This is a genomic window from Mycolicibacterium iranicum, assembly GCF_014190915.1.
GTDB classification, from domain to species: Bacteria; Actinomycetota; Actinomycetes; order Mycobacteriales; family Mycobacteriaceae; genus Mycobacterium; species Mycobacterium iranicum_B.
Map to the genome: position 1 here is coordinate 26218 of NZ_JACHVU010000003.1, position 19670 is coordinate 45887.

The window sequence follows — 19670 nt, forward strand, 5'->3', positions numbered from 1 at the left end:
GCCTCAAAGGAAAGACTTTCATGGCTAACTACACCGCTGCCGACGTCAAACGCCTTCGGGAGCTGACCGGCGCCGGAATGCTGGATTCGAAGAACGCGCTCGTCGAGGCCGAAGGTGACTTCGACAAGGCCGTCGAGCTGCTGCGCATCAAGGGCGCCAAGGATGTGGGCAAGCGCGCCGAGCGTGCCACCGCCGAGGGCCTGGTCGCGGCCAAGGACGGCGCGCTCATCGAGCTGAACTCCGAGACCGACTTCGTCGCCAAGAACGCGGAGTTCCAGGCCCTCGCCGAGGAGATCGTCGCCGCGGCGGCCACTGCCAAGGCCGGCGACCTCGAGTCGCTCAAGGCTGCCCACGTCGGGGTGTCCACAGTCGAGCAGCTCGTCGCCGACCTGTCGGCCAAGATCGGCGAGAAGCTCGAACTGCGTCGTGCCGCGTACTTCGACGGTCAGGTGGAGACCTACCTGCACAAGCGCGCCGCCGACCTGCCGCCCGCGGTGGGTGTGCTGGTGGAGTACACCGGCGACGACAAGTCCGCCGCCCACGCGGTCGCACTGCAGATCGCGGCGCTGAAGGCCAAGTACCTCACCCGTGAGGACGTGCCCGAGGACATCGTGGCCAACGAGCGCCGCATCGCCGAGGAGACCGCCCGCGCGGAGGGCAAGCCGGAGCAGGCGCTGACCAAGATCGTCGAGGGACGCGTCACCGGTTTCTACAAGGACGTCGTGCTGCTCGATCAGCCGTCGGTGTCCGACAACAAGAAGACGGTGAAGGCGCTGCTCGACGAGGCCGGTGTGACCGTGACCCGGTTCGTCCGCTTCGAGGTCGGCCAAGCCTGACCTTCGACATCCACAGGCCCCCGAGACTCCCGGTCTCGGGGGTTTTGTGTTTTGCACGCAACACCCCGAAAACAAACAAATTCGTTCGCGGAGATCAAGAAAATAGGGCACGGCCGCAGATGTATTTGCCACACACGTCAGATTTGTGTCGATACAGAGTTCACTTGTGGGGCGGGTGTGATCTTGATATTTGCTTGATCTGGTCCTGCCGGGCGGCGGCAAATTCTTCAGCTAACTAACAAGGCCTGCCGTCTCACGCGCGTAACCCCAAACTTCATCCATGCTGCTTCCGACGAGTTAATCTCTTCGCATGGCGGTTGGCGCGAACTGTTCTGGTCACGGTGACAGACACGGTTGACACTGCCCGTACGGCAAACACACTTGTCAGCGGGGGATTGCCGGAAGTAGCTCCGGTCGAGGTTGTTCAGCTACATAAACGCAGGGCCTGGGTACCGTTCGCCAGTGCTCTGACCGATGTGACGACGGCATCGCTCTCGGTGGCCCTGGGGATGACCTGGGCCACGAGTCAGGATCTCGCGCTGCCGCCGATCTGGATGCTGTGCTTCTTCGCGCCGACCATCGTCGGGCTTGCGGCGATCCGCGGCATGTACAGGCCGACCCTGCGCCGCACGTTCCTCGACGAACTGCCGGCCATCGAGGCCATCACCGCCTTCGCGGCGATGCTGCTGCTCAGTGGCCTGGTCCTCAACACCAGCATCGACGCGCCGCGGGGGCCCGCCGTGGCCAGGATGTGGATGGTGGCGGCCATTCTGGTCCCGCTCGGTCGCCTGTTCTGGATCCTGGTCAAGAACCACTACTACCGGCACGACCGCCTGATCTCTCCGACCTTGATCGTCGGCAACGGGCGCGTGGCCGCCAAGGTCGTGGACCGGTTGAACATCACCCCCGAGTACGGCCTGCGCCCCATCGGCCTCATCGACGACGAGCTGCCGCACATGGGTATCGACCGCGATCAGCCGGCGACGATCCCGTACCTGGGCAAGCTCGAAGCGCTCGACGAGGTCGTCGCCAAGACCGGCGCGGAATGTCTGGTGGTCGCCTTTTCCCGCACCCGCGACGAAGCGATCACCGCCGCGGTGCGGGTCGCGCACCAACGTGGCATGCGGGTGTGGATCGTGCCCCGCATCTTCGACACCATCGGGGTGCACGCACGCATCGACCACATCGGGGGACTGCCGCTGATCGCGGTGCCGGCGACGAATCCGCGCAGCTGGCAGTTCGCGGCCAAGCACATCTCCGACCGGATGGTCGCAGCCATCGGGTTGGTGCTCATCTCTCCGCTGTTCCTGACCTTGATGCTGCTGGTGCGGCTGAGTTCGCCGGGTCCCATCTTCTTCAGCCAGCCGCGGATAGGGCGCGACGGCAAGGAGTTCGGCTGCCTGAAGTTCCGGTCCATGCGCGCACCGCGCGCCTCCGATGCCGCGTTCGAGCGCAGCGCCGACTCGGCGCCCGGCGGCGTCGAAGGCGTGGACCGCCGCACGCGGATCGGCAAGATCATGCGGTCGACGTCCATGGATGAACTGCCTCAGCTGCTCAATGTCATCCGGGGCCACATGAGCCTGGTCGGTCCGCGCCCCGAGCGGCCCGAGTACGTCGACCTGTTCAACGTCCAGATCGCGCGCTACGGCGATCGCCACCGCGTCAAGGCCGGTATCACCGGTTGGGCTCAGGTGCACGGTCTGCGCGGCCAGACCTCGATCGCCGACCGTGCCGAGTGGGACAACTTCTACATCGAGAACTGGTCGCTGTGGCTCGACTGGAAGATCCTGGCGATGACCGTCGGGGCGGTGCTGCGCCGAGCCGAGTGAATCGGGCACGCCCGCTTCACCGTTCGCAGCGGTACGCTTTGGTACCGTCGCGCCATGGAACGCATCTCCGCCTTCGGTGACGACGCTCTGGGCGACCTCGACGCCACCGGCCTCGTCGACGCACTGCGCGCCGGGACGGTCTCGAAGGCCGAGTTGATCGAGGCCTCCATCGCCAGGGTCGAGAAGGTCAATCCTTCGCTCAACGGGCTCGCTTACGAGGCGTTCGACCGCGCGAAGGCCCGTGCGGGGCGGCGCCGGCCCCACGGGGGCTTCTTCGACGGCGTGCCCTCGTTCCTGAAGGACAACGTCGCCGTGGCGGGCATGCCCACGATGAACGGCACCGACGCCTGGGACAAGGTGCCCGCGGCCGCCGACGGGGACCTTGCGCGGGCGTATCTCGCGACCGGCCTTGTGCCGCTGGGCAAGACGCAGATGTCGGAGTTCGGCTTCAGTGCCGCCGCCGAACATCCGCGCCTGGGCGCGGTGCGCAACCCGTGGAACACCGATCACACCGCCGGGGCGTCCTCGTCGGGGTCGGGGGCGTTCGTCGCGGCGGGTGTCGTGCCGATCGCCCATGCCAACGACGGCGGTGGTTCGATCAGGATTCCGGCGTCCTGCAACGGGCTTGTCGGTCTCAAGCCGTCGCGCGGCAGGCTCCCGCTGGACAGGGACATGCGTCAGATGCCGGTCCGCATCGTCGCCAACGGGGTGGTCACCCGATCGGTGCGCGACACCGCCGCCTTCTACCGCGAGATGGAGAAGGTGACCGCTGCTCCGAAGCTGCGGCCGATCGGAGACGTCACCGGACCTGGCGCGCAGCGTCTGCGCATCGCGGTGTGTACGCAGTCGATCACCCGCGAGGCGAGCCCCGAGGTCACCGAGCTGACGCTGTCCACCGCGGCCCTTCTCGAGCGACTCGGACACCGGATCACGGTGATCGACAACCCGGTTCCGGCGCGCTTCATGGACGACTTCCTGCTGTACTGGTCCTTCCTCGCCTTCGCGTTGGTGCGGGGTGGGCGCCGGACGTTCGGCCCGAGCTTCGATCGCGGCCGGCTGGACAACCTGACGCTCGGCCTGGAGACGTTCGCCGCCCGCAATCTGCACCGGGTGCCGCTCGCCACCGCACGGCTGGCGCGGACCCGCAGGATCACCGCACGCCTGCACGCCACCTACGACGTCGTGCTCATGCCGACCCTCGCCGACCCGCCACCGCGCGTCGGGCATCTCGATCCGACGGCGCCCTACGAGCAGATCATCGAGCGACTCGTCGACTGGGTCGCGTTCACCCCGCTGCAGAATGCGACCGGAGAGCCGGCCATCTCGCTGCCCCTGGCGCAGACCGCATCCGGGCTGCCCGTCGGCATGATGTTCGCGGCGGGCGTCGGGGAGGAGGCACGCCTGCTGCAGCTCGCCTTCGAACTCGAAGAGGCGCAACCGTGGGACCGGATCCGCTGACCCCCCTTCGGCACCGCGAGCGCGCGTGTCTGCACGGCGACACGCGCTGTCCCGGTGGCATTTTGAGCGCGCTCGCGGTGCCCGAAGCGGCCGTTCAGGCCCTGCGGTCGGCCGATCGCAGCGGCAGGAACAACGCGAGCGAGACCAGCAGCAGAGCGCTCAGCGTGACGACGTTCAGGATCTGGTCGCGCGGGCTGTAGTGGTGCAGCATCTGCAGGTGCAGGATCAGGTGTAGCAGGTTGAACGCGCTTCACGTGCTCGCCGCGACGCGCACCAGCGTCGTGTTGGTGACATGGACGAAGGTAAGCACGCTGAGCACGGCCAGGCCGAGGAAGAACGCTCCGACATCCCGGACGAAGTGCTCGTTGTACGGCCCGAGCGGGGGCAGCCAACTCATGCCCAGGCCCGGGAACGTGTCGTACCAATGGCGGGCCGCGAAGAAAGCCCATCCGCCCGTGACGATCCCCGTCGCCGCGAGAACACCGAGGAGGACTCGGTGCAGCGTCGTGTTCGCGGTGCCGTCACCCACGCCGGCGGCGGGTCGGATGCTGACGGTGGCAGGGTCCTCAGGTGCCGTCATGTGTGTGCTCCGTTCGTTCGGGCTCTTCTGTGTCGAAGGTAGGACGCGACGGAGGGCAGAAACGTGACAATGGCCGACGGCGAGGGCGCGCGAAATGCCGCGCGCGGCGGCGCGTCGGCGGGCAGACACGCGCGCTCGCGGTGCCCCCCGGGGGTCGCGGTGCCCTTCGGGACGCGGTGCCCCCGGGACGCGGTGCCGCCGGGTCAGGCGAGGGCGGCCAGGATGCGGCGCAGCTCTCGTCGATCGCGTTCACCCAACGGAGCCAGCACATGGTCTTCGGCCTGCCGGATGCCGTCGTCGGTGCGCTTCAGCACCGCCCGGCCCGCCGCGGTGAGCTCGGCGGGTCGTGACCGGCCCGCTGAGACCTCGGCCGGACGGGAGACGAAGCCGCGGTCCTGCAGGCCGCGCACGACGATGTTCATCGCCTGCGGCGAGACCATGACGTCGCGCGCCAATTCGGCGTTCGAGCGGCCCGGGCTGCGCGACAGGATTCGCAGGCAGATGTATTGCGGGAAGGACAATTCGAGCGGTTCGAGCACGCGCGCGGTCACGTCTGCGCGCAGCGACGTCGCCAGCCGGTGCAGAAGATAGCCCAGTGGCTGCTCGTCGGATCCTGACATGTCAACCATATTGACATATATCAACTACGTTGATACCAAGGAGTCATGACTGATCCCACAGGCCAGATGTTCGAGTCCGCCTACCGCGGCGAAGCAGAGGAGATGGGCGGGGCGGTACGGCCCCCGTGGAGTATCGGAGCACCCCAGCCCGAGATCGCGGCCCTCATCGACGCAGGCAGGTTCCACGGCGACGTCCTCGACGCCGGCTGCGGAGAGGCGGCGGTGTCGATGTACCTGGCCGAGCGGGGGTTCACCACGGTCGGCCTGGATCAGTCGCCCACGGCGATCGAACTGGCCCGGGAAGAGGCGGCGAGGCGGGGTCTGACCACCGTGAGCTTCGACGTCGCCGACATCAGCGCGTTCACCGGTTACGACGGGCGCTTCGGCACGATCGTCGACAGCACGCTCTTCCACTCGATGCCTGTCGAACTGCGCGAGGGCTATCAGCAGTCGATCGTGCGCGCCGCCGCCCCGGGGGCGTCGTACTTCGTCCTGGTCTTCGACCGCAGCTCGATGCCGTCCGACGGCCCGGTCAACCCGGTGACCGAGGAGGAGTTGCGCGAGGTGGTGTCGAAGTACTGGGTCATCGACGAGATCAGGCCTGCCCGCATCCACGCCAATGTGCCCGAGGCGTTCGCCCAGAATTTCCAGGGATTTGCCGGGGCCGACGTGCGTGACGAAGCCGAAGGTCGCAAGTCGGTGGGTGCCTGGCTGCTGACCGCACACCTCGGGTAACGCGCCGCGTTGCACCCATTCGCCCTCGGGGCCGCGAAGGTTTGGCAGGATTGAGGTCGGCCGTCTGCACGACGGCCTCCTCGTGTGCGGACCGGAAGGAGCCCGATGGCAGACCCAACGGCCGAGCAGTCCTCTTCGTTCAGACCCGCCTACACCAGAGTGCTGCTCAAACTCGGTGGGGAGATGTTCGGCGGCGGGCAGGTCGGACTGGACCCCGACGTGGTCGCGCTGGTGGCCCGTCAGATCGCCGAGGTCGTGCGCAGCGGCGTGCAGGTCGCCGTGGTCATCGGAGGGGGCAACTTCTTCCGCGGGGCGCAATTGCAGCAGCGCGGCATGGAGCGGACCCGGTCGGACTACATGGGCATGCTGGGCACAGTGATGAACAGCCTTGCGCTGCAGGACTTCCTGCAGAAGGAAGGCATCGACACCCGGGTGCAGACCGCTATCACGATGGGCCAGGTCGCCGAGCCTTACATTCCGCTGCGGGCGCAGCGTCACCTGGAAAAGGGCCGCGTGGTCATCTTCGGTGCCGGGATGGGCCTGCCCTACTTCTCGACCGACACCACGGCCGCGCAGCGCGCCCTGGAGATCGGCGCCGAGGTCGTGTTGATGGCCAAGGCGGTCGACGGAGTGTTCACCGCGGACCCGCGCGTGCACCCGGACGCGAAGATGATCGCGACCATCACCCACCGCGAGGTCATCGACCGCGGGCTCGCCGTCGCCGACGCCACCGCCTTCAGCTTGTGCATGGACAACGGGATGCCGATCCTGGTGTTCAACCTGCTCACCGATGGCAATATCGCTCGCGCGGTCGCAGGTGAGAAGATCGGAACACTGGTCACGCCGACATGAGCGAGGCGCGGAGCAGGTGCGAAGGACGGGAGAGGTTGTTGTGAGGGGCGAGCGAAGCGACGGGGAATGTTCCAGGGGCGAGCGAAGCGACGGGGAAATGTTCCAGGGGCGACGGGGAATGTTCCAGGGGCGAGCGAAGGGGATTACCCAGTGATCGATGAGACGCTCTTCGATGCCGAGGAGAAGATGGAGAAAGCCGTGTCGGTGGCACGCGACGACCTGGCATCGATCCGCACCGGCCGCGCCAACCCCGCGATGTTCAACCGCATCAGCATCGACTATTACGGCGCGCAGACCCCGATCACCCAGCTGTCGAGCATCAACGTGCCCGAGGCTCGGATGGTCGTCATCAAGCCCTACGAGGCCAACCAGCTCCGCAACATCGAGGATGCGATCCGCAACTCCGATCTGGGCGTGAACCCCACTAACGACGGCAACGTCATCCGGGTGTCGATCCCGCAGCTCACCGAGGAGCGCCGCCGCGACCTGGTCAAGCAGGCCAAGTCCAAGGGTGAGGACGCGAAGGTCTCGGTGCGCAACATCCGGCGCAAGGCGATGGACGAGCTCGCCCGCATCAAGAAGGACGGCGATGCCGGCGAGGACGAGGTGACTCGCGCCGAGAAAGACCTCGACAAGAGCACCCACCAGTACACCAGCCAGATCGACGACATCGTCAAGCACAAAGAAGGCGAGCTGCTGGAGGTCTGAGGTTGACCGATCAGCAATCGATTCCCGTGGCAGAAGAGCCGGTCCGAGAACCGCAGAACAAGACCGCCGAGAAGTCGGGGCGTGCCGGACGTAACCTGCCCGCCGCGATCGCGGTGGGCGTGGCGCTGGGCGCGTCGCTGATCGCCGTCCTCATCTTCGTCCCGAAGGTGTGGGTCGCGGTCGTCGCCGTCGCGATGGCGGTGGCGACCCACGAGGTGGTGCGCCGGCTTCGTGAGAGCGGTTTCTCCATCCCGGTGATCCCGCTGCTGGTCGGCGGACAGGCGATGATCTGGCTGACGTGGCCGTTCGGCACGACCGGCGCGCTGGGAGCGTTCGGCGGCACCGTCGTGGTCTGCATGATCTGGCGACTGGTGTCGGGCGGGCTGTCCACCGCGCCGCAGAACTACCTGCGCGACATGGCCACCACGGTGTTCCTGGCCGCATGGGTCCCGCTGTTCGGCAGCTTCGGCGCCCTGCTCATCTATCCCGAGGACGGCGCAGGCCGGGTCTTCTGCCTGATGCTCGGCGTCGTCGCCTCCGACGTGGGCGGTTACACCGCCGGCGTGCTGTTCGGGAAGCATCCGATGGCGCCGGCGATCAGCCCGAAGAAGTCCTGGGAGGGGCTGGGCGGGTCGCTGGTCCTCGGCATCGTGGTGTCGTCACTGGCCGTGTCCTTCCTGACCGACAACCCGTGGTGGGTCGGTGTGCCGCTGGGCGTGATGCTCGTCATCACGGGGACCCTGGGCGATCTGGTCGAGTCCCAGGTCAAGCGCGACCTCGGCATCAAGGACATGGGCACGCTGCTGCCGGGCCACGGCGGGTTGATGGACCGTCTGGATTCGGTCCTGCCGTCGGCGGTGGCGACGTGGATCGTGCTGACCCTGCTGGCCTGACGCCCGACCGGTGCAGGTGGGGCCTGCACATCGCAGGGGAGACGTACCACACGTGCACGCTCGCTGATTCGGGCGCCACCGCCGGAAGTGACACAATGGCAGGTGCCCATGACTGGATCCGTCCCCGCACTTCCACTCGTCTTCGATCCGCCGCGCCGCGCGATGCCGCCGCGGCATTTCGCCGATCTCGACGAGGCCGGCCGCGCGGAGGCCGTCGCGGAGCTGGGCCTGCCGGCCTTCCGCGCCAAGCAGCTGGCCAACCAGTACTACGGCAGGCTGATCGCCGATCCGGCGCAGATGACCGATCTTCCCGCCGCGATGCGCGGGCAGGTCGGCGAAGCGCTGTTCCCCAGCCTGCTGACGGCGCTGCGCGAGATCGAGTGCGACGCCGGTGAGACCCGCAAGGTGCTGTGGCGCGCCGGCGATGCCACGACCTTCGAATCGGTGCTGATGCGCTACAGCGACCGCAACACCGTGTGCATCTCCTCGCAGGCGGGCTGCGGCATGGCGTGTCCGTTCTGCGCGACGGGCCAGGGCGGGCTCAAGCGGAACCTGTCGACCGCCGAGATCCTTGAGCAGGTGCGCGCGGCGAGCGCCGAGCTGCGCGACCGGGACTCCAGTCCGATTGCGGGCTCCGCCCGCGGCGAACCGACCGCGGGGTCCGCCCGGGCGGGACGGCTGTCGAACATCGTGTTCATGGGGATGGGCGAGCCGCTGGCCAACTACAACCGCGTCGTCGCCGCGGTGCGACGGATCACCGCGGCGCCGCCGAACGGGTTCGGCATCTCCGCGCGGTCGGTGACGGTGTCGACGGTCGGGCTGGTGCCGGCGATCCGCAAGCTCGCCGACGAGAAGCTCAACGTGACGCTGGCGGTATCCCTACACACCCCCGACGACGAGCTGCGCGACACGCTGGTCCCGGTCAACAACCGGTGGAAGGTCTCCGAGGTGCTCGACGCGGCGCGCTACTACGCCGACGTGACCGGCCGGCGTGTGTCGATCGAGTACGCGTTGATCCGCGACGTGAACGACCAGCCCTGGCGCGCTGACCTTCTCGGTAAAAAGCTGCACGGCGCGCTCGGCCCGCTGGTGCACGTCAACCTCATCCCGCTGAACCCGACGCCGGGAAGTGAATGGGACGCCAGCCCCAAGCCCGTCGAGCGCGAATTCGTCCGCCGCGTCCGGGAGCGCGGTGTCTCGTGCACCGTGCGTGACACACGCGGCCGCGAAATCGCCGCTGCCTGCGGGCAATTGGCCGCCGAAGGCTGACACCTCAGGGTCGTCCGACGAACCAGACGTTCTCTTCGCGAAGGTGCCGGCTGCGCCATCCGTCGGGCGTGCGCACCATGTCGTGGTGGTAGTAGCCGCCGCAACAACTCTGCTGCGGCATCCCGGGCAACTGCATGGGGTTGTAGAACATCGCCCGCACCGCGGCGGTGTCTCCGGCGATGTCGCACTCGACGTTGGTGATGTAGTGCATGCTCCACGGCAGCGTCTCGAACCCGGCGGCAAGCCACGCCGTCACCTCGTCTCGGCTTCCCGCCGCGGCGCCGGCCGACGAGTAGTCGATGTGGGCGTCGTCGGTGAACACCGAGCGGTACAGATCCCAGTCCTTCGTGTCGACCGCACGGGCGTATCTGCTCAGCAGCGCCCGGATTTCCAGCTCGTCGGACACGCGCGTGACGTCGGTCATGCGACCAGCTCCAGGCGCAGGTCGCTGATCCGCCATCCCGACGGTGTCCGGACCATCCGGTCGTGCCAGCGGCCGTGGAAGAAGCTGATGCCCTCGGCCCCGGGCAGGCGAACGGCGTTGAACCACATCGCGACCGCGGTCGCGGTATCGCCGTCGATACGGCATTCCACGTTGGTCACGTAGTGCATACCGACGCTGATCGACCGCTGGTGCCGGTTCAGGTAGACGACGGCGTCGTCGCAGCCGCCCGCGAACAGACCGGCTGCCGAGTAGTCCACCCGGGCGTCCTCGGTGAACATCGAGCGATACAGCGCCCAGTCTTTCGAATCCACGGCGCGGCAGTACCGGGTCAGCAGATGGTCGATCTCGAGTTCGTCGCCTAGGGTCTCGACATCGCTCACGCGGGCATGCCGATGGTCTTGGCGTCGAGGTATTCCTTGTATCCCTCCTCGCCGTTGCGGTAGCCCAGGCCGCTCTGCTTGGTTCCGCCGAACGGGCTGCCGATGCCGAAGTGGCTCTTGCCGTTGATGGTGACGTTGCCGGTGCGCATCCGGGTGGCCACCGAGAAGGCGCGCTCGACGTCTCCGCCGCTCACCTCGCCGGAGAGGCCGTAGATGGTGTTGTTGGCGATCGCGACGGCGTCGTCGTCGGTGTCGTAGGGCGTGACTGTCAGGACGGGCCCGAAGATCTCCTCCTGGGCGATCTGCGAGTCGGGGTCGACGTCGGCCAGCAGGGTGGGCTGCGTGTAGTAGCCGACGGGAAGGTGCTCGGGCACGCCGCCGCCGGTGACCAGCCGCGCCCCGGACGCTATGCCCGACTGGATCAAGCCCAGCACCTTCTGCCGCTGGCCGTCGCTGATCTGTGGGCCCTGCATGTTGTTCGGGTCCCACGGATCGCCGACCGGGAAGTTCTCCATCATGTTCTTCATGATCTCGATACCTTCGTCATAGCGACTGCGCGGCAACAGGATCCGGCTGGGCAGGATGCAGCTCTGCCCGGACATGACGCACGCCATCAACGCCGCCATCGGCAGCGCCATGGAGAAGTCGGCGTCGTCGAGCACGATGTGGGCGCTCTTGCCGCCCAACTCCAGCAGGGTCTTCTTGACCGTGGGTGCACCCGCGGCCAGGATGGCGCGGCCGGTCGCGGTCGACCCCGTGAAGGTGATCATGTCCACCCGCGGATCCGAGGACAGCGCCGCGCCGACCTCGTTGGCGTTGGACACGACGACGTTGAAGACGCCCGCGGGGATGTCGGTCTCCTCGGCGACGATGCGGCCGTACTCGCTGCCCGACCACGGTGTCAGCTGAGCCGGTTTGAGCACGACCGTGTTGCCGGCCATCAGGGCGGGCACCGTCTCGGCGACGTTGAGGTAGAACGGCACGTTCCACGGCGTGATGGCCCCGACGACACCGACGGGCTCGTAGTGGATCTTGCGCAGCGCCGGGCCCATCGCGGTTTCGTGGATGCCGTTGTCGACCAGGTAGTCGAAGTTCCTGCCGTGGTCGGCCCAGTGCTTGACCTCGGCGATGGGACTCTCGATCTGGCTGCCGGTCACCTTGACCGGACAGCCCACCTCGGTGATCAGGACGCGGCGCAGCCGTTCCTTGTTGCGCTCGAACGCGTCGTGCAGCTGCATCAGGCAGTGGTAGCGGAACTCCAGGTCCCGGGACCAGTCGGTCTCGTCGAAGGCGCGTCGCGCCGCGGCGACCGCGCGGGCCATGTCGTCGACCGTGCCATCGGTGGCCTGGCCGGCCACCTGCTCACTGGCGGGATGGATCACGTCGAATGTGGCTCCGCTGCCGGTGAATTGCAGTTCACCGTCGATGAGCATGCGCTCGTCGCCCGCGAGCACGCCGGTTTCGGTCTCCGCTGTCGTCATGACAGCTAGCTTTACAAGTTTTCCGCCGAGTGTCACGCTTTCGCGCGGACTTCCTCAGGTCGTCTTGATGCCCACCGCGTGCCGCAGCTGAGCCAGGAACTGGTCGTCGTCGTCGGCTCGCACGATGTAGTGCGACACGGCCACACGGATCGCCGTGGCCGCTTTGACCGCACTGTTGGCGCCGGGCAGAAGTTTCTCCAGTTGGGCGCGCATCAGCGGAATGATGTGGGCCAGGCGTGCGATGACGACCTCGGGTTCGATGTCGACGACGCGCACTCCCGAATAGGAGTGCTGATATTCGACGATGAAACGCATCGCGGCGTCGACCCGCTCGGTGCCCCGCAGCCCGGCGGTCGCCTTGATGATCCCGGTCTCGAACATTTCGCGCTCGTAGATGCCGAAGGCTTCGAGCAGGGCCTGTTTGTCGGCGAACCAGCGGTAGAGGGTGGGGCGGGACACCCCCGCCTGCAACGCGACCTCGGACAGGCTCAGCTTGGTCTGGCCACTGCGACCGAGGACCTCGGCGGTCGCGACGAGGATCCGGTTCCTGGTCGAGGTGTCGTCGGTCTCGGCTCCGGCCTCGGATACTGGTTGATTCACGTCCCTGCCCTTACTTACGGGTTCGGTGTCGATCGTAAAGCGTGCCGGGGCTGCGAGCCGACGGCGCGCGCGGGGTTGTTGGTCACAGGACCCTCCGGAGCAGGGCGATGGTCTCCAGGTCCTCCAGCGCGTCGAGGCTGTGTTCGAGGCCGCGCAGGGCGATGTCCTCCACCTGCATGCCTCCCATGCCCGCGGTGATCAGTGTCGCGACGTAGGGGTACAGGGCGGCCTGGCGGTACCGGTCCCACAGGTCGTCGCGGTCCATATCCGGGCCGCCGTGTGCGACGAGGGACTGCCGGTATACGTCGAGCAGGTCGCGCTGGGTGTCGCGGCGCGCCCGCGTCGCCATTCCGGTGACCAGGGTGTAGGCGAGTTCCCGGCTCGGGTGGCCGCGCCGGACCGCCTGCCAGTCGAGCAGCCCGGCGGCACCCTGCGAGAAGTAGAGGTTGCCCGGGTGTGCGTCCCCGTGCATGACGGTGTGCGGAGGCCGGTCGATGTACGCCGCGGCGGCGCGGTAGTTGTCGTCGATGAAGCGGCCTCGCTGCACGGGCAGCCCTGTGCGCTCGGCGAGGCGGCGTGCCGAGGTTCTCAGCAGCGGCGCGGTCAGCAATGAGGCGCTGTCCTCGGACGCCGTGTACAGCCAGCCGAACGTCCCCATACCGCTGCGTGCGGGAAGACGGCCCCAGAACGTCGCGTGCAGGCGGGCGAGCAACTCGACCACCAGGGCGGCGCGGTCGGCGTCGATGGGGTGCAGCGTGTCCGGGAACTCGCAGTCATGCACCGCGAGGTCTTCGAGCACCAGCACGAACCGGCCTGTGCGCGCGTCGAACCGGCAGCCATGGCAGCGCGGGACGCCGGTCAGCTCCGGGGCGAGCTGACTGTAGAAACGGGTCTCCGTGTCGGCCAGGTTGCCCAGTTCGCCCATCAGACGGGTGCCGACGGTCTCGGCGGCCATCTTGACGAAGACCGTGGCCGGGACGTCGTGCCCGGTCAGGGCGAGGCGGGCCCGGGACGACGTGCCGGCATCGCCGTCGAGCACCACCACCGAGTCGACGGGGCGGCCCAGCAGTTCGGACATCGTGGTGGCATCGAGATCCCCGACGGCGCGCGGCAGCGGCCGGAGCCGGCCGATGAGCGTGTCGGTGCCGATTCGGCCGAATCCGCGGCCAAGATGCAGGGCGAGGCCGGCGACCGGCGCGACGCGATCGGCGATGGCAGACACCACGAGCCTCCTAGGCTTGGACCGGTAGCGTCAACAGAGTTACAAACGTCCGATAGTTTGTAAAGTGCAGAGAGGCGCGGGTGCGATGGCGGGTCCGCTCGAAGGCGTGAAGGTCGTCGAACTCGGCGTCTGGGTGGCCGGGCCGGCGGCGGGCGGCATCCTCGCCGACTGGGGTGCCGACGTCGTGAAGATCGAGCCGCCCGGTGGCGATCCGGCGCGAACCTTCGGCCGGATGCTGGGGATCGACCCGCAAGACCGTCACCATGTCAGCCCACCTTTCCAGATGGACAACCGCGGCAAGCGCGGCATCGTGCTGGATCTGGCCACCCCGCAAGGGAAAGCCCATGCACGGGACCTGATCGCCGACGCCGATGTGTTCCTGACGAACATCCGCACCGGGGCGTTGCGGCGTATCGGTCTGGATTTCGAGGCGGTGGCCGCGACCAATCCACGCCTGGTCTACGGCCTGATCACCGGCTACGGCGCCGAGGGCCCGGACGCCGACCGGCCGGCCTACGACGTCGCGGCGTTCTGGGCCAGGGCAGGTCTGGCGCACCTGCTGACCAGGCCCGGTCAGGCACCGCCGTTCCAGCGTGGCGGCATGGGCGATCACATGGCGGGAATGACGCTCGCCGGGGCGATCTGCGCTGCGCTGGTGGCGCGCACACGCACCGGCGCGGGTCAGCTGGTGTCCACGTCGCTGTATCGCCAGGGTGCCTACACCGTCAGCTTCGACCTCAACACCTTCCTGATCACCGGCCACGCGATCGCCATCGGTCAGCGCGAAACCATGGCCAACCCCTGCATGAACAACTACACCGCCGGCGACGGACGGCGGTTCTGGCTGGTCGGTCTGCAGGGCGAACGACACTGGCCCGCACTGTGTGCCGCCGTCGGCCGGCCGGACTGGACGGCCGACGAACGGTTCGCCACCGGACGGAGCCGCGCGGTCAACGCCGTGGAGCTGATCTCCGAACTCGACGTGATCTTCGCGCAGAAGAGCCTGGACGAGTGGGCACACATCTTCTCCGCACATCCGGACCTGTTCTGGTCGCCCATCAACTCGATGGAGGACGTGCTCGGCGATGAGCAGTTCCACGCGGCCGGGGGAATCGTCTACGTGCCCGACGCCGACGGCGGCGCGGTGCCGATGGTCGCCACACCGGCGGATTTCCACGGCACACCCACCGAAATACGTTCCAGCGCTCCGGAACTGGGGGAGCACACCGAGGAGGTTCTCGCCGAGATCGCCCGCCCCGCGACCGGTGGCGGCTAGTGGGCGTCGAGAGGGGGCTTGACGCGCGCGGCATGCCGTAGCTGCGCCAGGAAGTCCTCGGTGTCGTCGCTGCGCACGAGGTACTGCGAGATCGCCACGCGCACGGCGGTGGCGGCCGACAACGCGGCGTCGGGACCCAGGCACAGCCGTTGAAGTCGTTCGCGCATCAGCGGCAGGACGCGGGTCATCCTGCGGATCACCTGGTCGGGCTCGACGTCGATCATGCGCAGGCCGGGGTAGGACAGCTGGTATTCGACGATGACCCGCAGTGCGGCATCGAGACGTTCGTGCGGTGGCACTTCGGCGGTGGCTTTGGCGATGGCGCGTTCGTAGTACTGGCGCTCCCACACCGCGAACACGTCGAGCAGTTCCCGCTTGTCGGTGAAATAGCGGTAGAGGGTGGGTCGGGATACGCCCGCCTGCGCGGCCACTTCCGACAGCGACAGTTTGGCAGTACCGTTGCGGCCCAACACCTCTGCGGTCGCCGCCAGGATGCGCTGACGCGTCGCGTTGTCAGGCGGCTTCTGCTGCATCCTGCACACTTTACAAAATATTGTCGAAGTGTCACGCTGAATCGGTGATGACGTCATCGGCCGGCGCACCCTCGGAGCGGTCATGAAGGTCGGGGTGGACCTCGACAAGTGCACCGGCCACGGCATCTGCGAGTCGATCGCCGACGAGGTGTTCGAGGTGCAGGACGACGGCACCCTGGTGATCCACGGCGCCGACCGTCCCGAGGCCGACCGCGGCCGCATGCAGCAGGCGGTCACGCAGTGCCCTGCGGCGGCGCTGCGCCTGAGCGGCTAGCTTCGGGGTCGGACGAGCACCGACTGCTGGATGGCACCGACGGCACCGGTCTCGTCGAACAGGGTGCCCCGTGTGGTGCCGATTCCGTCTGGGCCGTAACTGGTCTCGGCGCGGATACCGATCCATTCGCCGTCCGGTACCCGGTGCACGTGCACGGCCAGATCGGTGTTGAGAAAGGTCCACCGGCGGATGTCGAGTTTGGTGCCGATCCCGTTGGCGTCGTCGGCGACGGCGAACAGGCGTTCCAGCGGCGTCATGGTCTCTCCCTCGACCAGATCGACTTCCGGCCTGATCCAGGACTCGCCGGGCCCGTCGGCCATCGGGGTGGTCAGCCATCGCCAGTCGAGGCTGTGGACGTAGTTGACGTCCCAGTTCTTCTTCATGTCCCGGCTGCGTGCCTCGGAGAGCGGACGAAGGGGTTCGGCCGGGTTGTGGACGACGGCCGCGGTGTCGAGGGTCTGCAGGCGCCACCCGCTGGCGCGGGCCACCGGCCGGGGTCGGCCGTCGGGCCCCGGTGCCAGCATCTCGGCGCTGACCAGCTCGATCTGCTTTCCCGGGCGTTCGCGCCGGGATCGCACCCACAGGTCACCGTCGACGGGCACGGGGCCGAGCAGGTCGACGAGCACGCGGCTGAGCCTGGTGTCCGCCCGCGGTTCGCAGCGCTGCAGGGCGCGCACCAGGAGCGCCGACACGGGAGCGGCGTGCTGGATCGCAGGAGACCATGTGCTGCGGACGAAATCGCGGGCGGTGAACTTCTCGCCCCGCTCGTCGTCGTCAGCGGCCAGCGTGTAGTACGAATCCGGCATTCTCGCCTCTCTCAATGCAGGTGCGGTTCGCCGACGAAGCCGGCGGCGGGTATGTCCACGGTCGTGGCGTCCAGGCGTGAAAGCGTTGTCCCGCGCAGCTTCTCGGGATAGGCGTCGGTGGTGGTCACCATGAACAGTGTCCGGCCTTCGGGTCCGCCGAGCGTGCAGGCGATGGCGGTGCGCCCTCCGGTGTCGATGCGGTCGGTCACCCGGCCACCGTCGGTGATCCGCTGGAACTGGTGCGCAAGCGTCATGCCGGCCCACACGCCGCCCTCGTCGTCGAGACAGATGCCGTCGGGCGGTCCCTCCAGACCGTCGGCGAACACCGTTCTCCCGGAGAGGTTTCCGTCCTCGGCGATGTCGAACGCGCTCAGTCGCCGCCCGGTGGACTCGGCGACCAGAAGGGTCGCGCCGTCCGGGGTGATCGCCAAACCGTTCGGGAACTCCAGCCCATCGGCGACGACGGTGGTACGCCGGCCGTCCTCGGGGTCGACCCGCACGATGACGCCGCCGTGGCGCGCCTGAGATCCGACGTAGGCGCAGCCGTGCCGGTCGATCACCATGTCGCCCAGGTCGGCGGGCACCAGCGGCGACAGATCGGCCACGGTCACCACCGACTCGCCGTCGTAGGCCAGCACCGCCCTGCGTTCGGTGGACACGATCAGCAGCGTGCCGTCGGGTCGAAAACCCAAGCCGGACGGCGCATGACCGCGCAGCGGCAGCGTGCTCGTCTCGCCTCCGAGTGTGACCGTGTGCACGGCTTCGCCCAGCATGTCGGAGAACCAGACGAGGCCCTCGAACCAGCGCGGGCCCTCTCCGAAGCAGAAGCCGTCGGCCAACGGGGTGAACGTCATATGACGACTTTACAAAACACGCGGCAAGTGTCACGCTCGCTGGGTGCAGCTGTCAATCAGGAGCATGACCGTCGAGATGACGCCGCGATGAAGCGCTACCACAGCCACACCCTGCTCTACCTGCACGAGACGATCGATCTCGGATCCGCGCGCGCAGACGAGTTCGTCGCGGAGTTCAGCGCGAGCTACCACCCGATGATGAGTGAGCTGGGTGCCCGACTGTTCGGGATGTGGGAGACCACGCCGTACAACGGACACTGGCCCCAGGTCACGATCATCTGGGAGATCGACGCTTTCGCCGACTATGCGCGCATCGGCCGGGCGCAGGCCCGCGGCGGAAGCCACGCGACCGCAGCGGACCGGTGGTCGGAATACCTGCGTGGCTCCGGCGCCAGGGGGGAGGGCCGCATCATGTACGCCGGGCGCAGCAACAGGACGCTCGCTGAGCTGCAGGTCGGGCAGTTCACCGCGGGCCTGGTGATCCAGGAGGTCATGCAGACCAAGCCGGGTCGGCAGGACGACTACATCCGCGAACTCGAACGCCTCTACGTGCCCTGGTCGGAGTCGACCGGTAAGCGGTGGCTCGGCTCGTTCATCACCACGTTCCGATTCAACGAGGTGATCCACTACTGGGCGCTGGACGGGGACTGGGCGTGCTTCGAGAACCACTACCCGTCGTGGAAGGACAGCCCGCCCGCCGAGATCGTCACCTGGATGAGCGTGGCGCCCGCACTGCGCGACGGCTGGGAGGACTCGATCCTGGCCGCCCTCCCTCCGTCCCCCCTGCAGTGAGCGCGGAAATGTCTGGCGCGCAGTTCACCTACGATCCGTTCGACCCCGCCGTGATGGCGGATCCGCTGCCGTTCTACCGCGTACTGCGGGATCAGCACCCGGTGTACTACCTGCCGCAGTGGGACACCTACGCGCTGTCCCGGTTCGACGACATCTGGAACGTGCTGGAGATCAACGACGGAACGTTCGTCGCCTCGGAGGGAACGCTGCCTGCCGCCACGGTGCTGGCAGCCCACAACAACGGGCCGGTGCCCGATCCGCCCCTGCATCCGATGCCCTTTCACGCCATCTTCGACGCGCCGGTCTACGACGAGGTGCGGCGGTGCACCGCCGCACCGTTCCGGCCGAAGAACGTGGCGGCGCTCGCCGAGCGGATCCGGGTGCGGGCCAACGAACGCCTCGACGAACTGCTGCCGCGGGGCCGGTTCGACCTCACCCAGGAGTTCGGGGGGATCGTCGCGGCGTCGGTGGTCTGCGACATCGTCGGTCTCCCCGTCGATCTCGCCGCCGACGTGCTCGCCACCGTCAATGCGGGCAGCCTGGCCCAACCGGGCAGCGGTGTCGAGGTTGCGAACGCGCGTCCGGGCTACCTGGAATATCTGGCTCCCGTCGTCGCGCGCCGCCGCGTGGGGGAGTCCGACCCGTTGCCGATCGTGGACAACCTGCTGGCGTACCGGCTGCCCGACGGGTCCGCACTCAGCGACATGGAGGCCGCGGTGCAGCTGCTCGGGGTGTTCATCGGGGGAACCGAGACGGTGCCCAAGATCGTGGCCCACGGATTGTGGGAATTGTGCTCGCGCCCCGAACAACTGGCCGATGTCAGAGCCGACCTGGACGCGTCGGTGCCCGTCGCCCGCGAGGAGATGATCCGGTACTGCGCGCCCGCACAGTGGTTCGCACGCACGCTGCGTAAACCGTTCACGCTGCACGGCACCACCATCGAGCCCGGCCAGCGGATCATCTCGCTGCTGGCCTCGGCCGGCCGTGACGAACGGGAATACCCCCGACCCGACGAATTCCTCTGGAACCGCCCCATCCCGCGACTGCTGGCCTTCGGCCGCGGTCAACACTTCTGTCTCGGCGCACATCTGGCCCGTCTGGAGATCACGATCCTGGTGAGCGAATGGCTCAAACGGGTTCCGCACTTCCGCGTCGACACCGCCGCCGCATCGCGGCCGCCGTCCAGCTTCCAATGGGGCTGGAACTCACTGCCGGTGGAGGTGTGAG

General features: G+C 67.9%; 22 protein-coding genes. 12 read left to right on the top strand and 10 right to left on the bottom strand.

Features of this window, described 5'->3' with window-relative positions; translation table 11 throughout:
* Positions 1-20 precede the first annotated feature (20 nt).
* From tsf to FHR72_RS07320, 3 genes are all read left to right on the top strand, one after another.
* Positions 21-836, top strand: a complete 816-nt coding sequence (gene tsf, locus FHR72_RS07310; RefSeq protein ID WP_183467290.1) for a translation elongation factor Ts — start codon at positions 21-23, stop codon at positions 834-836.
* Between the two features lie 476 nt (positions 837-1312).
* A complete protein-coding gene (locus FHR72_RS07315; protein WP_311736082.1) occupies positions 1313-2665 on the top strand; it encodes a sugar transferase in 1353 nt (450 codons plus the stop codon).
* A 54-nt stretch (positions 2666-2719) separates the two neighbouring features.
* The gene (locus FHR72_RS07320; protein WP_183467292.1) at positions 2720-4123 is read left to right on the top strand and encodes an amidase; all 1404 of its coding nucleotides are present in this window, start codon (positions 2720-2722) and stop codon (positions 4121-4123) included.
* Between the two features lie 250 nt (positions 4124-4373).
* On the opposite strand, the gene FHR72_RS26485 is transcribed toward FHR72_RS07320, so the two are convergent.
* Positions 4374-4703 carry a hypothetical protein gene (locus tag FHR72_RS26485; protein WP_260155919.1) on the bottom strand — a complete coding sequence of 110 codons (330 nt, stop codon included), beginning with the start codon at positions 4701-4703 and terminating at the stop codon, positions 4374-4376.
* A gap of 203 nt (positions 4704-4906) precedes the next feature.
* Positions 4907-5332: a MarR family winged helix-turn-helix transcriptional regulator gene (locus FHR72_RS07330; RefSeq protein WP_183467293.1), complete on the bottom strand. Its 426-nt coding sequence runs from the start codon at positions 5330-5332 to the stop codon at positions 4907-4909.
* 36 nt (positions 5333-5368) lie between these two features.
* Between FHR72_RS07330 and FHR72_RS07335 the strand changes: the two genes are divergently transcribed.
* The 5 genes from FHR72_RS07335 (at position 5369) to rlmN (ending at position 9780) form a co-directional block, all read left to right on the top strand.
* Positions 5369-6058, top strand: coding sequence for a class I SAM-dependent methyltransferase (locus FHR72_RS07335; RefSeq protein ID WP_183467294.1), 690 nt, complete (start codon positions 5369-5371; stop codon positions 6056-6058).
* A gap of 105 nt (positions 6059-6163) precedes the next feature.
* Positions 6164-6910, top strand: coding sequence for a UMP kinase (pyrH, locus tag FHR72_RS07340; protein WP_183467295.1), 747 nt, complete (start codon positions 6164-6166; stop codon positions 6908-6910).
* Positions 6911-7060: 150 nt separating this feature from the next.
* Positions 7061-7618, top strand: a complete 558-nt coding sequence (frr, locus tag FHR72_RS07345) for a ribosome recycling factor (protein WP_183467296.1) — start codon at positions 7061-7063, stop codon at positions 7616-7618.
* Positions 7619-7620: 2 nt separating this feature from the next.
* Positions 7621-8511, top strand: a complete 891-nt coding sequence (locus FHR72_RS07350; RefSeq protein WP_183467297.1) for a phosphatidate cytidylyltransferase — start codon at positions 7621-7623, stop codon at positions 8509-8511.
* A 108-nt stretch (positions 8512-8619) separates the two neighbouring features.
* Complete coding sequence (gene rlmN, locus FHR72_RS07355) at positions 8620-9780, top strand: dual-specificity RNA methyltransferase RlmN (protein WP_183467298.1); 1161 nt, start codon at positions 8620-8622, stop codon at positions 9778-9780.
* A 4-nt stretch (positions 9781-9784) separates the two neighbouring features.
* Here the strand turns inward: rlmN and FHR72_RS07360 are convergent, their stop codons facing one another.
* The 5 genes from FHR72_RS07360 to FHR72_RS07380 form a co-directional block, all read right to left on the bottom strand.
* On the bottom strand, positions 9785-10204 hold the full coding sequence (locus FHR72_RS07360) for a nuclear transport factor 2 family protein (protein ID WP_183467299.1): 420 nt from the start codon (positions 10202-10204) through the stop codon (positions 9785-9787).
* Positions 10201-10605: a nuclear transport factor 2 family protein gene (locus FHR72_RS07365; RefSeq protein ID WP_183467300.1), complete on the bottom strand. Its 405-nt coding sequence runs from the start codon at positions 10603-10605 to the stop codon at positions 10201-10203. Before FHR72_RS07365 ends, FHR72_RS07360 begins: the two co-directional genes overlap by 4 nt.
* The gene (locus tag FHR72_RS07370; protein ID WP_183467301.1) at positions 10602-12086 is read right to left on the bottom strand and encodes an aldehyde dehydrogenase family protein; all 1485 of its coding nucleotides are present in this window, start codon (positions 12084-12086) and stop codon (positions 10602-10604) included. Before FHR72_RS07370 ends, FHR72_RS07365 begins: the two co-directional genes overlap by 4 nt.
* Positions 12087-12140: 54 nt before the next feature.
* The gene (locus tag FHR72_RS07375; RefSeq protein WP_183467302.1) at positions 12141-12686 is read right to left on the bottom strand and encodes a TetR/AcrR family transcriptional regulator; all 546 of its coding nucleotides are present in this window, start codon (positions 12684-12686) and stop codon (positions 12141-12143) included.
* 82 nt (positions 12687-12768) lie between these two features.
* Entirely contained in the window at positions 12769-13908 is a 1140-nt protein-coding gene (locus FHR72_RS07380) for a phosphotransferase (protein ID WP_183467303.1), read from the bottom strand.
* An 85-nt stretch (positions 13909-13993) separates the two neighbouring features.
* Between FHR72_RS07380 and FHR72_RS07385 the strand changes: the two genes are divergently transcribed.
* A complete protein-coding gene (locus tag FHR72_RS07385; RefSeq protein ID WP_183467829.1) occupies positions 13994-15184 on the top strand; it encodes a CaiB/BaiF CoA transferase family protein in 1191 nt (396 codons plus the stop codon).
* Here FHR72_RS07385 and FHR72_RS07390 read toward each other — a convergent pair.
* Positions 15181-15717 (bottom strand): TetR/AcrR family transcriptional regulator, encoded by a 537-nt coding sequence (locus FHR72_RS07390; RefSeq protein ID WP_183467304.1) that lies wholly within the window; start codon positions 15715-15717, stop codon positions 15181-15183. The genes FHR72_RS07385 and FHR72_RS07390 overlap by 4 nt on opposite strands.
* Positions 15718-15799: 82 nt before the next feature.
* Here FHR72_RS07390 and FHR72_RS07395 point away from each other — a divergent pair, with 82 nt between their 5' ends.
* Positions 15800-15991, top strand: a complete 192-nt coding sequence (locus tag FHR72_RS07395) for a ferredoxin (protein WP_183467305.1) — start codon at positions 15800-15802, stop codon at positions 15989-15991.
* On the opposite strand, the gene FHR72_RS07400 is transcribed toward FHR72_RS07395, so the two are convergent.
* Both FHR72_RS07400 and FHR72_RS07405 read right to left on the bottom strand, forming a co-directional pair.
* Positions 15988-16797 (bottom strand): thioesterase family protein, encoded by an 810-nt coding sequence (locus FHR72_RS07400; RefSeq protein WP_183467306.1) that lies wholly within the window; start codon positions 16795-16797, stop codon positions 15988-15990. The two genes, FHR72_RS07395 and FHR72_RS07400, sit on opposite strands and share 4 nt — an antisense overlap.
* An 11-nt stretch (positions 16798-16808) precedes the next feature.
* Entirely contained in the window at positions 16809-17651 is an 843-nt protein-coding gene (locus tag FHR72_RS07405; protein WP_183467307.1) for an SMP-30/gluconolactonase/LRE family protein, read from the bottom strand.
* Between the two features lie 87 nt (positions 17652-17738).
* Between FHR72_RS07405 and FHR72_RS07410 the strand changes: the two genes are divergently transcribed.
* Entirely contained in the window at positions 17739-18443 is a 705-nt protein-coding gene (locus tag FHR72_RS07410) for an NIPSNAP family protein (protein ID WP_183467308.1), read from the top strand.
* 8 nt (positions 18444-18451) lie between these two features.
* Complete coding sequence (locus tag FHR72_RS07415; protein WP_183467309.1) at positions 18452-19669, top strand: cytochrome P450; 1218 nt, start codon at positions 18452-18454, stop codon at positions 19667-19669.
* Position 19670: the final 1 nt, after the last annotated feature.

What these genes read in the sequence shown, in the direction of transcription:
- FHR72_RS07330 (WP_183467293.1), bottom strand. Translation starts at nt 5,332, where the DNA reads ATGGTTGACATGTCAGGATCCGACGAGCAGCCACTGGGCTATCTTCTG.
- FHR72_RS07410 (WP_183467308.1), top strand. Translation starts at nt 17,739, where the DNA reads ATGAAGCGCTACCACAGCCACACCCTGCTCTACCTGCACGAGACGATC.
- FHR72_RS07335 (WP_183467294.1), top strand. Translation starts at nt 5,369, where the DNA reads ATGACTGATCCCACAGGCCAGATGTTCGAGTCCGCCTACCGCGGCGAA.
- FHR72_RS07415 (WP_183467309.1), top strand. Translation starts at nt 18,452, where the DNA reads ATGTCTGGCGCGCAGTTCACCTACGATCCGTTCGACCCCGCCGTGATG.
- FHR72_RS26485 (WP_260155919.1), bottom strand. Translation starts at nt 4,703, where the DNA reads ATGACGGCACCTGAGGACCCTGCCACCGTCAGCATCCGACCCGCCGCC.
- FHR72_RS07320 (WP_183467292.1), top strand. Translation starts at nt 2,720, where the DNA reads ATGGAACGCATCTCCGCCTTCGGTGACGACGCTCTGGGCGACCTCGAC.
- FHR72_RS07360 (WP_183467299.1), bottom strand. Translation starts at nt 10,204, where the DNA reads ATGACCGACGTCACGCGCGTGTCCGACGAGCTGGAAATCCGGGCGCTG.
- FHR72_RS07385 (WP_183467829.1), top strand. Translation starts at nt 13,994, where the DNA reads ATGGCGGGTCCGCTCGAAGGCGTGAAGGTCGTCGAACTCGGCGTCTGG.
- FHR72_RS07405 (WP_183467307.1), bottom strand. Translation starts at nt 17,651, where the DNA reads ATGACGTTCACCCCGTTGGCCGACGGCTTCTGCTTCGGAGAGGGCCCG.
- FHR72_RS07390 (WP_183467304.1), bottom strand. Translation starts at nt 15,717, where the DNA reads ATGCAGCAGAAGCCGCCTGACAACGCGACGCGTCAGCGCATCCTGGCG.
- pyrH (WP_183467295.1), top strand. Translation starts at nt 6,164, where the DNA reads ATGGCAGACCCAACGGCCGAGCAGTCCTCTTCGTTCAGACCCGCCTAC.
- FHR72_RS07370 (WP_183467301.1), bottom strand. Translation starts at nt 12,086, where the DNA reads ATGACGACAGCGGAGACCGAAACCGGCGTGCTCGCGGGCGACGAGCGC.
- rlmN (WP_183467298.1), top strand. Translation starts at nt 8,620, where the DNA reads ATGACTGGATCCGTCCCCGCACTTCCACTCGTCTTCGATCCGCCGCGC.
- FHR72_RS07395 (WP_183467305.1), top strand. Translation starts at nt 15,800, where the DNA reads ATGAAGGTCGGGGTGGACCTCGACAAGTGCACCGGCCACGGCATCTGC.
- tsf (WP_183467290.1), top strand. Translation starts at nt 21, where the DNA reads ATGGCTAACTACACCGCTGCCGACGTCAAACGCCTTCGGGAGCTGACC.
- FHR72_RS07400 (WP_183467306.1), bottom strand. Translation starts at nt 16,797, where the DNA reads ATGCCGGATTCGTACTACACGCTGGCCGCTGACGACGACGAGCGGGGC.